Source organism: Microcella alkaliphila, assembly GCF_002355395.1.
Taxonomy (GTDB): domain Bacteria; phylum Actinomycetota; class Actinomycetes; order Actinomycetales; family Microbacteriaceae; genus Microcella; species Microcella alkaliphila_A.
The window spans coordinates 667386-680580 of the sequence record NZ_AP017315.1 but is presented as its reverse complement, the minus strand read 5'-3'; the positions used below and the strand labels follow the sequence as shown (position 1 = coordinate 680580).

Annotated in this window: 14 protein-coding genes; 10 read left to right on the top strand and 4 right to left on the bottom strand. The window is 70.1% G+C overall.

All coding sequences use genetic code 11. The annotated features are described in order from the left end of the window. Positions 1 to 2: 2 nt before the first annotated feature. The gene (locus CPY97_RS03285) at positions 3 to 1064 is read right to left on the bottom strand and encodes a Glu/Leu/Phe/Val family dehydrogenase (RefSeq protein WP_419866114.1); all 1062 of its coding nucleotides are present in this window, start codon (positions 1062 to 1064) and stop codon (positions 3 to 5) included. A 206-nt stretch (positions 1065 to 1270) separates the two neighbouring features. On the opposite strand from CPY97_RS03285, the gene CPY97_RS03280 reads away from it, so the two are divergent. From CPY97_RS03280 to CPY97_RS03260, 5 genes are all read left to right on the top strand, one after another. Beyond that, positions 1271 to 1864 carry a PadR family transcriptional regulator gene (locus CPY97_RS03280; protein ID WP_096420773.1) on the top strand — a complete coding sequence of 198 codons (594 nt, stop codon included), beginning with the start codon at positions 1271 to 1273 and terminating at the stop codon, positions 1862 to 1864. Between the two features lie 90 nt (positions 1865 to 1954). After that, the gene (locus tag CPY97_RS03275; protein WP_096423306.1) at positions 1955 to 3595 is read left to right on the top strand and encodes an ABC1 kinase family protein; all 1641 of its coding nucleotides are present in this window, start codon (positions 1955 to 1957) and stop codon (positions 3593 to 3595) included. Between the two features lie 110 nt (positions 3596 to 3705). Beyond that, positions 3706 to 4728 (top strand): 3-oxoacyl-ACP synthase III, encoded by a 1023-nt coding sequence (locus CPY97_RS03270; RefSeq protein WP_096420772.1) that lies wholly within the window; start codon positions 3706 to 3708, stop codon positions 4726 to 4728. Continuing rightward, a complete protein-coding gene (locus CPY97_RS03265; protein WP_231924020.1) occupies positions 4725 to 7373 on the top strand; it encodes an alpha/beta fold hydrolase in 2649 nt (882 codons plus the stop codon). Before CPY97_RS03270 ends, CPY97_RS03265 begins: the two co-directional genes overlap by 4 nt. Then, the gene (locus CPY97_RS03260; protein WP_096420771.1) at positions 7370 to 8347 is read left to right on the top strand and encodes an NAD-dependent epimerase/dehydratase family protein; all 978 of its coding nucleotides are present in this window, start codon (positions 7370 to 7372) and stop codon (positions 8345 to 8347) included. Before CPY97_RS03265 ends, CPY97_RS03260 begins: the two co-directional genes overlap by 4 nt. A gap of 437 nt (positions 8348 to 8784) precedes the next feature. On the opposite strand, the gene CPY97_RS03250 is transcribed toward CPY97_RS03260, so the two are convergent. Together CPY97_RS03250 and CPY97_RS03245 are read right to left on the bottom strand one after the other, a co-directional pair. Next, positions 8785 to 9153 (bottom strand): TraR/DksA family transcriptional regulator, encoded by a 369-nt coding sequence (locus CPY97_RS03250; RefSeq protein ID WP_197702247.1) that lies wholly within the window; start codon positions 9151 to 9153, stop codon positions 8785 to 8787. A gap of 128 nt (positions 9154 to 9281) precedes the next feature. Next, complete coding sequence (locus CPY97_RS03245; protein WP_231924019.1) at positions 9282 to 9539, bottom strand: beta-lactamase family protein; 258 nt, start codon at positions 9537 to 9539, stop codon at positions 9282 to 9284. On the opposite strand from CPY97_RS03245, the gene CPY97_RS03240 reads away from it, so the two are divergent. Next, the gene (locus CPY97_RS03240; protein ID WP_173826857.1) at positions 9481 to 9780 is read left to right on the top strand and encodes a substrate-binding domain-containing protein; all 300 of its coding nucleotides are present in this window, start codon (positions 9481 to 9483) and stop codon (positions 9778 to 9780) included. The genes CPY97_RS03245 and CPY97_RS03240 overlap by 59 nt on opposite strands. 101 nt (positions 9781 to 9881) lie before the next feature. After that, complete coding sequence (locus tag CPY97_RS03235) at positions 9882 to 11621, top strand: L-aspartate oxidase (protein WP_096420768.1); 1740 nt, start codon at positions 9882 to 9884, stop codon at positions 11619 to 11621. 287 nt (positions 11622 to 11908) lie between these two features. Here the strand turns inward: CPY97_RS03235 and CPY97_RS13380 are convergent, their stop codons facing one another. After that, on the bottom strand, positions 11909 to 12082 hold the full coding sequence (locus tag CPY97_RS13380; protein ID WP_161494051.1) for a hypothetical protein: 174 nt from the start codon (positions 12080 to 12082) through the stop codon (positions 11909 to 11911). A gap of 174 nt (positions 12083 to 12256) precedes the next feature. Between CPY97_RS13380 and CPY97_RS03230 the strand changes: the two genes are divergently transcribed. Genes CPY97_RS03230 through CPY97_RS03220 form a run of 3 tightly spaced genes read left to right on the top strand, consistent with a single transcriptional unit; the run spans position 12257 to position 13166 of the window. Beyond that, a complete protein-coding gene (locus CPY97_RS03230; protein ID WP_096420767.1) occupies positions 12257 to 12457 on the top strand; it encodes a type II toxin-antitoxin system VapB family antitoxin in 201 nt (66 codons plus the stop codon). Beyond that, positions 12454 to 12864, top strand: a complete 411-nt coding sequence (locus CPY97_RS03225) for a PIN domain-containing protein (protein WP_096420766.1) — start codon at positions 12454 to 12456, stop codon at positions 12862 to 12864. Before CPY97_RS03230 ends, CPY97_RS03225 begins: the two co-directional genes overlap by 4 nt. Before the next feature lie 32 nt (positions 12865 to 12896). Further along, positions 12897 to 13166 carry a hypothetical protein gene (locus CPY97_RS03220; RefSeq protein WP_096420765.1) on the top strand — a complete coding sequence of 90 codons (270 nt, stop codon included), beginning with the start codon at positions 12897 to 12899 and terminating at the stop codon, positions 13164 to 13166. Positions 13167 to 13195: the final 29 nt, after the last annotated feature.

Sequence of the window (13195 nt, the reverse complement as noted above, 5' to 3'; positions counted from 1 at the left end):
CGTTACGCCGAGACGCGACCGCCCCGCACCCGCGCGACGGCGAGGGCTTCCGCCGCGTCGAGCGGCGTGACGCCGTCGGCGCGCGCCGCCGCGAACACCTCCTCGAGCGTGTCGCCGATGCCGTGAAGGCGACGCTCGATCTCGTCGACCGACGCTCCCTTGCTCGCAAGGGCCAGGTGGATTACGCCGCCGGCGTTCACGAGAAAATCAGGGGCGTACAGGATGCCGCGGGCTGCGAGACGGGCCGCTCCCGAGCGGTCGGCGAGCGGGTTGTTGGCGGGGCCGACGACAGCCCGAACGGGCAGGGCGTCGATCGTTTCATCGGTGAGCACCCCGCCGAGCCCGGCGGGAACGAGAAGATCGCCCGGGGTGGTGAGCGCAGCATCCACCTCGATCCAGTCGGCACCGAGTTCGTCCGCGAGCGCGCGACGCGACGCGACGATGTCGGTGACGGCGAGCGAGGCTCCGGCGGCCGCGAGGCGGCGTGCGAGGCGCCCGCCGACCTGTCCGAGGCCGGAGATCACGATGCGGCGACCGGCCAGGTCGCTGCGGCCGTCGAGTTCGGCGAACGTGCGCTCGATCGACACGTAGACACCGAGCGCCGTGCCGTCGGCGGGTTCTCCTTCGCCGCCCTGCTCGGGCGGGAGACCGACGACGTGCCGGGTGCGCTCATGCACGACGAGCATGTCGTGTTCGGTCGTGCCGACGTCTTCAGCCGTGATGTAAGCACCGCCGAACTGCTCAACGAGGTCACCCATGTCGTGCAAAGCCGCCGTGCGTCGCTCGGCGTCGAGCTCGTCGTCGGGGCCAAGAGCGATGACGGCCTTGCCGCCGCCGTAACCAATGTCGGCGAGCGCGTTCTTTAGCGTCATCGCCGCCGAGAGGCGCAGGACATCACCGAGACCGTCGCTCCAGTGGCCGTAGCGCCACATGCGGCAGCCGCCGAGACCGGGGCCGAGAGCCGACGAGTGAAGGGCGACCGCCATGGTCAAGCCGCTGCGACGGCCAACCGCCGTCGTCACGCGTTCGTGGGTGAAATCGGGCAGGGTGGGCAGGGTCATCATCGTCCTCGCGGTATCTCGGCGTCGGCTTCTGGCCGGCGACGTGGTGCAGCCTCGCGGGGTGCCGCAAGGCTCGTGATCATGATGCCAGCACTTGGCACTCAGCGGGCACTCGATCTGCACGGGGTTGGCGTTCAGCGACGCACCGTAGCGTCGCTTTCACGCGGGACGCGCCTCCTCGCGCATCCACGCCTGTCGGAAGGAACTCCATGCGCAGCACCTCATCCTCGTCGTCGATGTTCGACCTTCGTGAAGCCGTCGAGGGCCTGCGCGAGACCTTCGCCCCGCGCGGCGACAAGGGTGAGCATGCACCCCATCGCGACGTGCGCGCGGCCGTGCTCATGGCGTTGCTCGACCACGCCCGCACCGGCGCCGAGATCATCGACGCGATCGCCGCCGACGCGGACGGCCACTGGCGGCCGAAGCCGGGCGCGGTGTACCCCCTGTTGCAGTTGCTGGCCGATGAGGGCCTCGTTTCCTCCGAGCAGCGCGACGAGAAGAAGGTGTACGCGCTCACCGAGACGGGCCGCGCCGCCGCCGAGCAGGCCGCTGCCGAGCACGCCGAGCAGGACAGCGCCCATGAGCACGGGGCTGGGCACCCCCGGGGCGGCCACGGAACGTGGAAGGCCCCGCAGTTTCCGCGCATGGACGAGCACGACGTGCTCGTTCCGAAGTCGGGTGTCAAGCTCGCCCAGGCCGCCGCGCAGGTCGCGCAGGTCGGCACTGCCGACCAGAAGAAGCGCGCCGCAGAGCTGCTCGACGAGACCCGCAAACGCCTGTACGCCATCCTTGCCGAGGACTAGCCCGTGACCGTCACGTCGGTCGCGGCGGCTGGACGCCCTGCGCCGACCCCCGATCAGCAGCGTGCCCTGAAGGCGCGCTACCGCCGCATCATGCGCTTGGCCACGCGCGTTCTCGTGCAGGCGTGGTGGTTCGAGCTCGTCTTGCCGCGCTTCGGGCTCGGCGGGCTCGCCGCGCGGGGGCGCATCCGCCGTCTGCAGAGGGCGGCCCGACGCTTCCACCGCCTCGCCACCGACCTTGGCGGGCTGATGATCAAGGCCGGGCAGTTCTTGTCATCGCGCCTCGATGTCCTACCGCGCGAAATCACCCAAGAACTCGAGGGCCTGCAAGACGAGGTCGCGCCCGAGCCGATCGATCGCATCGTCGCCCAAGTCGAGCGCGAGCTTGGCATGCCGCTCGACGTCGCTTTCGCGGCGTTTGATGAGACGCCCATCGCGGCCGCGTCTCTCGGTCAGGCCCACCGCGCACGCCTCTCCCCCGGCCTCGCGGCCGAGCTCGGTATCGACCAGGTCGTGGTGAAGGTGCTGCGCCCGGGCATTGAAGAGATCGTCGAGGTCGACTTGACCGCGCTGCGTCGGGTGAGCCGCATCCTGTCTCGCGTGAAGTTGGTCGCAAACCGCACCGACGCACCGGCGCTCGTCGAAGAGTTCGCCACGACGAGTCTCGAAGAGATCGACTACCTGAACGAGGCAGCCTACGCCGAACGTTTCGCCGCCGACTTCGCCGCCGATGCCCGCATGCGCACCCCCGCAATCATCTGGGAGCGCTCGGCCCGCCGTACGCTCACCCTGCAGGACGTCACGGCAATCAAGATCACCGACGTCGCGTCGCTGCGCGCCGCCGGCATCGATCCGGATGCTGTCGCCGCCGAACTCGCGCGCGTCACCTTCCAGCAGCTCTTTATCGCCGGCTTCTTCCACGCCGACCCGCACCCCGGCAACATCTTCGTGACCCCTGGCCCCTCTGGCGGACCCGACGACTGGACCATCACCTACATCGACTTCGGAATGATGGGGGAGATCACGCCGGGCCTGCGCGCTGGGCTGCGCGCATTCATCCTGGCTGCCGTCGGCCGCGATGGGCCGGGGCTCGTGCAGGCGATGCAGCGCCTCGGAGTCCTGCTGCCCACCGCTGACATCGACGAGCTCGAACGCGCGATGACCGCCCTGTTCGATCGCTTCGGCGGCATGGGCGTCGCCGAGCTCACGCAGGTCGACCCGCGCGAGCTCGAACAGTTCGCTCGCCGCTTCAGCGAGACGGTGCGCACGCTGCCCTTCCAGCTGCCCGAAAGCTTCCTGTTGTTGATTCGCACGGTGTCGCTGCTGTCGGGCGTCACGAGCGCCCTGAACCAGGACTTCAACATCTGGGATGCGGTGGACCCGTTTGCCATGACGCTCGTCGAGGCGGGGCGGTCCGGTGGTGTCGACGGGATCATCGAGCTCGGCCAACAGGCCGTCGGTTACGCATCGACGCTCGCGCGGCTGCCGCGGCGCATCGACCAGCTGGCCGCAAAGGCCGAGCGCGGCGACCTCGCGCTGCGCATGCCCGGAACCGATCGGAGGATGCGCGCACTCGAGCGCTCGGTCGGCCGAGCAACCTCCGGATTGCTCGTCATCGGTCTGCTCATCGCCGGGGCAGTGCTGCGAAGCGCGGGTGACCCCCTCGGCACCGTGCTGATGATCGTCGCCATCGTGCCGCTTCTGCACATCGTGGTGGGTTCGCGGTTTCCCTAGCGCGATTCGCGGGCCGGGGCGGCGTCATATGCCGTGACCGAAATAGGTCGCCCCATTAGGCTGAAAGTTGCTCCGCGGGGGAGCGGCATCGATCTCCAGAGGGAGGCCCTGTGGCCGGAAACGCCACCGTTCGCTTCGAAAACGTCGCACTGCTCTCGGTGGCGAGCGTGCTTCCGTCGCGCGTGACAACGTCGGACCACATCGAAGCGCAACTCGCGCCCGCCCTCGAGCGCCTCAAACTGCGCAGTGGACTCTTGCGCCGCGTCGCCGGCGTGAACGAGCGACGCAATTGGGCTGAGGGCGAAACGGTCGACTCCGCGACCGTTCGTGCCGGCCAGCGGGCCCTCGCCGACGCGGGGGTGAGCCCCGACGAGGTGGGGTTGCTCATCAACACCTCGGTCACCCGGATGAACCTCGAGCCGTCCGTCGCCGTCGGCCTGCACCACGGGCTCGAGCTTCCGAGTTCTGCCGTCAACTTCGACGTCGCCAACGCCTGCCTCGGCTTCATCAATGGCCTGTCGCTCGCGGCCACCATGATCGAGTCGGGGCAGATCCGACACGCGGTCGTGGTTGCCGGTGAGAACGCCGACGACATTCAGGTGAACACGATCGACCGGCTGCTCGCGTCGAATGGCAGCCGCGACGACTTCATGCAAGAGTTCGCCACCCTGACTCTCGGCTCGGGGTCGGCCGCGGCCGTCCTCGGGCGCGCCGACGAGCATCCGAACGGTCACCGCGTTCTCGGCGGCGTGACGCGCGCCGCCACCCAGTTCCACCAGCTCTGCGTCGGCAGCGTCGACGGCATGTTCACCGACGCGAAGGCCCTGCTGAAGGGCGGGCTCAACCTCGTCGTCTCAGCCTGGAAAGACGCGTCGACCGAGTGGAACTGGTCATCGATGACCCGCTACATCACCCACCAGGTCTCCTCGATCCACACGTCATCGCTCGTGAAGGCGGTGGGCCTCGACCGCTCGCGCGTGCCGACCACATTCCCGACCTACGGCAACGTCGGCCCCGCCTCGGTGCCGATAACGCTCGCCGACGAGCAGCACGCGCTGAAGCGCGACGACCGAGTACTGCTCGTGGGCGTCGGTTCAGGCCTCAACACGGCGATGCTGGAACTCGCCTGGTGAGTTCCATCCCGGCACCACCACTCGACGGGCTTCCCGGCCTCGACCCGAGCTGGAGCCGCCGCGTGCGGGTCACCGACTCGGCCAGCGGCGACTCCCACGACTGGCACCTGCTCGACACGGCGGGCGAGCTCGAGCGACTCGGCGTGACACCGGTCGGTACCATCCTCGCCGTCCACGGCAATCCCACGTGGTCATACCTGTGGCGACGCATCGTCGGCGCCAGCGTCGAGGCGGCGGCGACGGGAGCGCCCGCGTGGCGGGTTGTCGCGGTCGACCACCTCAACATGGGATTCTCGGCGCGCACCGGCTCACCCCGAAGCCTCCAGCAGCGCGTCAGCGACCTCGGCGACCTCACCGACGAGCTCGGGCTTACCGCCCCCGTTATCACGCTTGGCCACGACTGGGGTGGCGTCGTCGCCCTCGGCTGGGCGGTCGACCACCCCGAGCTGCTCGCCGGCGTCGTCTCGCTCAACACGGCGGTGCATCACCCGGAGGGCGTGCCGATTCCTGCACCCCTGCGGCTCGCGTCGGCGCGCGGCGTGCTCGCCACCTCCACGGTGACGACGCCCGCGTTCCTCGAAACCACGCTGTCGCTTGCCCGCCCCGCGCTCGCCCCCGAGGTGAAGGACGCCTACCGCGCCCCGTACCGCTCAGCCGCCGACCGGGCCGGCATCGGGGCGTTCGTGGCCGACATCCCCGTCGACGACGGCGATGCAAGTTTCGGCGAGCTACGGCGGATCGCCGCGGGCGTCTCTATGCTCACCGTTCCGGCGCTGCTGCTCTGGGGCCCCGACGACCCAATCTTCGGTGACCGTTACCTCGATGACCTCATCGACCGCTTGCCGCACGCCGACGTGCACCGCTTCGAGGGTGCCGGGCACCTCATCGCGGAGGACCGACCCTACGCGGATGCCGTGCTCACGTGGCTGGCGGACCGCGTCGCCCCCGGGGCGGCGGCTCCGCTGGCGACGCGGGATGCGCATCCCCCGATCGATGACGCCCCCTACGCGCCGCTGTGGTCGGCTCTCGACCGGCGGCGCGAGGACGACGCCGACGCGATCATCGACATGGCGACCCGCAGTGGACGCACGCGGCACGTCAGTTGGCGCCGGCTCGACGACCGGGTGCGGCGCATTGCCGCGGGCCTCGCGAGCACTGGGGTACGTCGGGGGCAGCGCGTATCGGTGCTGGTACCTCCCGGGCCGACCCTCACCGCGGTGATTTACGCGTGCCTGCGCATCGGCGCCGTCGTCGTTGTCGCCGACGCGGGGCTCGGGGTGCGCGGGCTGTCGCGGGCCGTGCGGGGCGCGTGGCCGGACGTGGTCATCGGCGAGGTGAAGGGTCTCGCCGCGGCGAAGGTGCTCGGCTGGCCGGGGGTGCGCATTTCGACGGCGACGCTGCCGTGGGCTTCGCGGCGCGCACTGGGCGTTTCGCACAGCCTGGCCGAGATTGCCGCGCGCGGAACCGGCGCCCCGTTGCCGGCCGAGCCGTCGCCCGACGACTTCGCCGCGATTCTCTTCACCTCGGGGTCGACCGGCCCCGCGAAGGGCGTGCGGTACACGCACCGGCAGCTATCGGCCGTCCGCGACGTGCTGGCCGCGCACTTCGCCATCACCGAGCAGACGGGGCTCGTCACCGGCTTCGCCCCCTTCGCGCTGCTCGGCCCCGCCCTCGGCACGCGCTCGGCGACCCCCAACATGGACGTCTCGGCACCGCGCACCCTGACCGCCCGCGCGGTGGCCGCCGCCGTGCGCGCCGCGGACGCACGGATGGTCTTCCTCTCCCCCGCCGCGATCCTCAACGTCGTGGCGACGGCGGGCGAGTTGACCGATGACGACCGTGACGCGCTCGCCGAGGTGGCGACCTTCCTGTCGACGGGGGCGCCGGTCGGCGAGCCGCTGCTCGCAGCGACCTCCGCGCTCATGCCGAACGCCGAACCGCATACGCCCTACGGCATGACCGAGTGCCTGCTCGTGACCGACATCACTCTCGACGGCATTCGGCACGCGGCGGGCGCCCCCGACCGCGGCGTCTGCGTCGGCGCTCCGATCGGCTCGAACCGGGTGCTGATCAGCGCCCTCGACGATGACGGCCGGCCCGTCGGCACGCCCGACCAGGCGCCCGGCGTTCTCGGCGAGGTCGTCATCTCGGCGCCGCACCTGAAGTCGTCGTACGACCGGCTGTGGCTGACCGACCGCGCGGCCGCCGACGCGACGCCCACTGATGGCGGGCGCTGGCACCGCACGGGCGATGTCGGGCACCTGGATGCTGACGGTCGCCTCTGGATCGAAGGTCGCCTCCCCCACATCCTCACCACCGCCGAGGGCCCGGTCGCCCCGGTCGGCCCCGAGCAGGAGCTCGAGCGCAGCGCGCGGGTACGTCGCGCGGCGGTCGTGGGCGTCGGCCCGGAGGGGCTGCGGCAGGCGGTCGCCGTTGTCGAGACGGTCCCCGCGGTGACCCGGCCGAGCCTCGCGGCGGCCGAGCTCGCGGCGGAGCTGCGGGCCCTGTCGAGCCTGCCGCTCGTGGCTGTACTGACCGTGCCCGAGCTCCCGACCGACATTCGGCACAACTCGAAGATCGACCGGCAGCGCCTGTCCGCCTGGGCTGAGGCGACGCTCGCCGGTGGACGGATGGGGCGACCGTGATCGTCACCGTGACCGGAGCATCCGGCTATCTGGGCGGCGCCGTCGCGGCGGCGCTCGTCGCCGACGGGCACGAGGTGCGCACGCTGCAGCGGCGACCGTCCGGCGTCGACGGCGCCACCGACATCCTCGGCACCATCACCGACCCGGAGGTTGTCGCGCGCGCCGTCGACGGCGCCGACGGCGTCATCCACCTGGCCGCGAAGGTGTCGCTCGCAGGCGACCCGGCCGAGTTCGAGCGCGTCAACATCGACGGCACCCGCATCATGCTCGACGCGGCCGAGCCCGCGGGCGTGTCACGCTTCGTGCAGATCTCGTCGCCGTCGGTGGCGCACGCCGGCGCCGCGCTCGCGGGTGTCGGCGCCGAGCCAGCCTCGCCGCGGGATACTCGGGGCGAGTACGCACGCACGAAAGCGGAATCAGAATTGCTGGCCCTCTCGCGCGATTCGGACGCGATGGCCGTCGTCGCGATCCGGCCGCACCTCGTGTGGGGGCCGGGCGACCCGCAACTCGTGGCACGCATCGTCGACCGTGCGCGGCGTGGCCGCCTGCCGCTGCTCGACGGGGGTCGGGCACTCATCGACACGACATTCATCGACAACGCCGCGTCGGGAATCGTCGCCGCCCTGCGCCGCGCCGACGTCGCGCACGGGCGCGCCTTTGTGCTGACGAACGGCGAGCCCCGGCCCGTCAGCGAGTTGCTCGCCGGAATCTGCACCGCCTCAGGGGTGCGACCGCCCTCGTGGAGCCTGCCGGCTGGCGTCGCCCGAGCGGCCGGCTCGCTCATCGAGCGCGTCTGGGCGGTGCGCCCCGGCGCCGACGAGCCGCCCATGACGCGGTTCCTCGCCGAACAGCTGTCGACCGCGCACTGGTTCGACCAGCGCGAGACGCGCGAGGCGCTCGACTGGACGCCGGCGGTCACGCTCGACGAGGGGCTACGCCGACTTGCGGCGCACGGTGCGGGCTCTCACGAGTGAGCTGTCGCCCGTCGCGTAAGCGCCGCTAACGCCCCAATGGCGAGGACGATGCCGTGAATCGCGACGACGACCGGCACTGACGCAAAAGGAAGTAGTGGGCTGATGGCCATCAGCCCGCCCCACCCGTCCACTCGGGACACCTGCACGACGAACCCCACGCTGACGGGCAGACTGACCGCCACGGCCGCGGCTACGCTGCATGCAAGCCGCCGAGCGCCGGTTGTCGGCGTCCACCACAACGCCAAGAGAGCAGCAATCACCAGCCACACGCCGACCGCCAAGACCGCGAGTGGCAATCCCGCGAGCGGATTGGGGGCACCTCCGCTCGACGCGGCACCGACCCACAGCGCGAGCGAGAGGACAGCTACGGCGAGAAACTCGACCCATCCCCGCCATGGCGGGCGCCGCCTTCGTGGACCTGTCGGCATACCCCCACGCTAGCGCCCCTGTCGCCGCGCACAATCGATGCACAGCGCCGCGGCCGGGCGAGCCTCCAATCGTTCCGAACTGATCCTGCCGCCGCACTGTCGGCAGATTCCGTAGTCGCCAGCTGCGATCCTGCTGAGGGCCGCATCAAGTTCGCTCAGTTCGCGCTCGGCGTCGGCCAGCAGGCCGGACGACTGCGACCAGAGCTGCGAGGTGGTGGCGCCCTCCGGGTCGTGCTCGTCGTCGTCGGAGTTCTGGGAGCGCAGTCGCTGCACCGCATCCAACTCTCGACGCAGGCTGTCGACCCGGGCGGCGACGTCAGCGCGACGTCGCTCCAGCGCCGCGCGCGCAACGCCACTGCCCTCAGCCCGATTACTCACCCCTCCAGTGCGCGCCACGCCCCCGAAGGGGGCAGTAGTGGCGGGGTCAGGGACGAGGGAATGCGCCACAACTGCAGTCTCGCCGCACGGCGTGTGAGGCGCAGCGCGGCGAGCGGCGGGCGTCAGGATCAGCGCGCGGCGAGCACCTCGCGCAGTGCGTCCACGACGCGGGTCGCGCGGTCGTCACCCGCCTCCATCTCGTTTGTCAGGAACGCGAAGCCCACGCGGTGGTCGGGGTCGGCGAAGGCCACCTGGCCGCCCGCGCCGTCGTGGCCGAGCGAGGTCGCCGTGAGATAGCGGCGAGCCTCCGAGTCGAGCTGGAACCCCATGCCCCAGCGCGGCCACGGCCCCGGCGCGGCGAAGTACGGCGCCCCTTCGGAGCGCACGCGCGTCGCGCGCTGGCGCGTTCCCGCATCCGGGATGCGCGTGCCCGATGACGTCTCGATCGTCTCGTTCGACAATGATGAACTCGCCGCCTACCTGCGCCCCGGCCTCACCACCATCGCGCTCCCCCACGAAGACATGGGCCGACGTGCCGTCGACGCGCTGCTCTCGCCGGGCGACACGGGCGAGCTGCTCGTGCCCATGCCCGTTGTCACCCGTGAGTCGATCGCGACACCGCGGTAGACCAGTCCGTTACAAAACCCACTGGCACTTACCAGCCCCGACCAAGGCCCTGCTCAGGCCCCGGCGAGGGCCTGCCCAGCGCTCAGACCTAGCGTTGTCCTATGACTCCTCGAGCCGCGTCTGACCGTCGAATTTCCACCTCTGTTCTCGTCATCGGGACGGGCGGATCGGGCCTGCGGGCCGCGATCGAACTGTCGGAACGCGGGGTCGACGTGCTCGCCGTCGGCAAGCGGCCGAAGAACGACGCCCACACGGCTCTGGCCGCAGGTGGCATCAACGCTGCGCTCTCGACGATGGATGAGGACGACAGTTGGCAGCAGCACGCCGCCGACACGATCACCGAGAGCTACATGCTCGCCAACCCCCACACGGTCGAGACCGTCACGAAGTATGCCCACCGCGGCATCGAAGACCTCGAACGGTGGGGCATGCCCTTCGCGCGTGAAGCAGACGGGCGCATCAGCCAGCGCTACTTCGGCGCACACAAGTACCGCCGCACAGCCTTTGCCGGTGACTACACGGGGCTCGAGATTCAGCGCACCCTCGTCTCGCGCGCGACCGAACTGCAGGTGCCGATTCTCGACTCGGTCTACATCACGCGCATTCTCGTCAGCGACAACGTGGTGTTCGGCGCCTACGGCTTCGACTTGCGCGACGGCACCCGGGTGACGATCATCGCCGACGCGGTCATCATCGCGGCGGGCGGTCACAACCGCATCTGGCGCCGCACCTCGAGCCGCCGCGACGAGAACACCGGCGACTCGTTCAAGCTGGCCGTCGATGCGGGCGGCCGTCTGCGTGACGCCGAGCTCGTGCAGTTCCACCCGAGCGGCATCCTCGAGCCCGAGAACGCCGCCGGAACGCTCGTCAGCGAGGCCGCTCGCGGCGAGGGCGGACACCTGTTGAACGCTCTCGGAGAGCGCTTCATGGAGAGGTACGACCCCGAGCGCATGGAGCTCTCGACGCGCGACCGTGTCGCCCTGGCTGCCTACACCGAGATCAAGGAGGGCCGCGGCACCGAGAAGGGTGGCGTCCTGCTTGACATCTCGCACCTGCCGCGCGAGACGATCATGAAGCGCCTGCCCCGGGTTTACCAGACCATGCTCGAGCTGCAGGTGCTCGACGCCACGACCACCCCGATCGAGATCGCGCCGACGGCGCACTACTCGATGGGCGGCGTGTGGGTGAACTCTGACGACCACTCGACCGACGTCCAGGGTCTCTACGCGATCGGCGAGGCGTCGAGCGGCCTGCACGGCGCCAACCGTCTGGGCGGCAACTCGCTCATCGAGCTGCTCGTCTACGGCCGCATCGTCGGCGATGCCGCCGCCAACTACAGCGCCGGCATCGTGACCCAGCACCGCTCGCGCGACGCGATCGACTTCGCCGACAACGAGGTCACCGAGGTGCTCATGGCGGACGGCGACGAGAACGTGCGCGCCCTGCAGCGCGACCTGCGCAACATCATGACCGACTACGGCGGGGTGGTCCGCGACGAGGCCGGCCTGCTCGAGGGCCTGCGTCAGCTCGACGAACTCGACGACCGACAGACTCGCATCGGCGTGCACCCCGACCTTGCCGGCTTCTCGGGCCTCGCGCACGCGTTCGACCTGCGCGCCTCGCTCATGGCCGGCCGCGCGACCCTCGACTGCGCGCTTGAGCGCCGCGAGAGCCGCGGGGCGCACAACCGCAGCGACTACCCCGACACCGACCCGGCCCTGCAGGTCAACCTCGTGTGGTCGGCCGACGGCACGGTCGAGCACGAGGAGATCCCGCAGGTGCCCGCCGAGATCGCCGCCCTGATGGAGAACGTGACGCAGGAGGGCAAGCTGCTCGAGTAGCGTGAGTCCCTCACGATCCGTTTTCGGCGCCGGGCGTCCACCGGGCGCAGCACGATCCCCACCATCGAATACGGCTGCCTTATGGTCGCGCGATGATTATTGAAGCGGGATACGACCTTCACCTCCTCCTCTTTGGCGGTAGCCGATCGCGGAACGCGCTCCGCATGGTCTGCCTCAACGATGAGCTTCGAGTGGTCGACATCTGCACGGTGATGCCTGAGTTTTCGGGTCATTTCGACGAGACCGTTCTCGACGTCATCGAGCGCGCCACCCCCGAGCGGAGCGATTCACTGGCGCACCTCAACACCCGGTACGTCGCCCTTGGTTACGGTGTCGCCGACACGTCGCAGTATCCGCACGGCTTTGACTGGCCGCGCCTGACAGCGCTCTCCGAGTGGCTGGAATGCCACGGCATCCAGCTGCTTACCGTGCAGGTCGGAGGTGACGACGGTGGGCATCATCGGGGCCGATGCACTCCTTTGCCTCCTACCCCGGGCACGACGACTTGCCCCGGGCCCTCGTCATCCCCGGCCCTCACCCCTTCGGCTCGTGCGAGTGCCCGGCGTGCGCCACGACGAGGCGTCCCTCGGCCTCGACCGTTGTGGATGTGTAGACTCATGTGTAAGGAGGCCCTCATGGCTACCAATCTGGCCCTCGACCCCGAGCTTCTCGACCGCGCCCTCGCGGTCAGCGGGCAAGCCACGAAGAAGGCTGCCGTCACGCTCGCACTGCAGGAGTTCATCGCACGACGCGAGCAGCTCGGCCTCCTAGATCTCGTCGGAACCCTCGAATGGGACGACACCTTCGACTACAAGGCTGGTCGCTCCCGCGCATGACCGTGCTCGTCGACACGAGTGTCTGGTCTCTCGCCCTGCGTCGGGACACCCCGCCAAACAGTCCCGCGGTCGCACAACTCTCGACGGCGCTCACCTCAGACCTCGTGGTGACCACAGGGCTGATTCTTCAAGAGCTACTGCAAGGTTTTCTGCCCAACCCGACGCAGACAGACATCCGTCGGCGCTTCGCGACTCTCGCCTACGTGCAACCCACCCGCGACGACCACGTCGCCGCCGCAGAACTACGCAATGCGTGCCGCCGCGCAGGCGTTCAGCTCGGCACGATTGACGCGCTCATCGCCCAGCTCTGCATCTCTCACAACCTCGAGCTGCTGAGCACCGACCGCGACTTCGTTCATGCCGCGCAGCACTGCCCCCTCCGACTGAGGAGCGACCCCGATTCGTAGCGCTCGCGCACTGCTCCTGCCACGATTGCGGGATGCCCGAGACGACCGAGGGCACGTCGTACGGACTCGCGGCACTGCTCTACCGAGGCAAGGCGCTGATCGCTATCACCACGACGGCGAAGGGCTACTCGGCATACCCGTTCAGCGCAGCGGTCGTCACGGCCGCCGCTCCGCAGCTCGGCAAGCTGCCGCACTCGACGGGCGCCGTCACCTTCACCGACGCGCGGCCGCTGCCCCCCGCCGCGTTCGACGCGATGGTGGCGGCCCGCCGTGCAGAGATCGACGCGGCGCTCAACCGCTGAATACGGTCGGTCACAGCGCACCTGCTACA

Bases quoted from the DNA above. Each gene is read 5' to 3' on its own strand.
- CPY97_RS03285 (WP_419866114.1), bottom strand. From the start codon at position 1,064: ATGATGACCCTGCCCACCCTGCCCGATTTCACCCACGAACGCGTGACG.
- CPY97_RS03280 (WP_096420773.1), top strand. From the start codon at position 1,271: ATGCGCAGCACCTCATCCTCGTCGTCGATGTTCGACCTTCGTGAAGCC.
- CPY97_RS03275 (WP_096423306.1), top strand. From the start codon at position 1,955: ATGCGCTTGGCCACGCGCGTTCTCGTGCAGGCGTGGTGGTTCGAGCTC.
- CPY97_RS03240 (WP_173826857.1), top strand. From the start codon at position 9,481: ATGCCCCAGCGCGGCCACGGCCCCGGCGCGGCGAAGTACGGCGCCCCT.
- CPY97_RS03235 (WP_096420768.1), top strand. From the start codon at position 9,882: ATGACTCCTCGAGCCGCGTCTGACCGTCGAATTTCCACCTCTGTTCTC.
- CPY97_RS13380 (WP_161494051.1), bottom strand. From the start codon at position 12,082: ATGATGCCCACCGTCGTCACCTCCGACCTGCACGGTAAGCAGCTGGAT.
- CPY97_RS03230 (WP_096420767.1), top strand. From the start codon at position 12,257: ATGGCTACCAATCTGGCCCTCGACCCCGAGCTTCTCGACCGCGCCCTC.
- CPY97_RS03225 (WP_096420766.1), top strand. From the start codon at position 12,454: ATGACCGTGCTCGTCGACACGAGTGTCTGGTCTCTCGCCCTGCGTCGG.
- CPY97_RS03220 (WP_096420765.1), top strand. From the start codon at position 12,897: ATGCCCGAGACGACCGAGGGCACGTCGTACGGACTCGCGGCACTGCTC.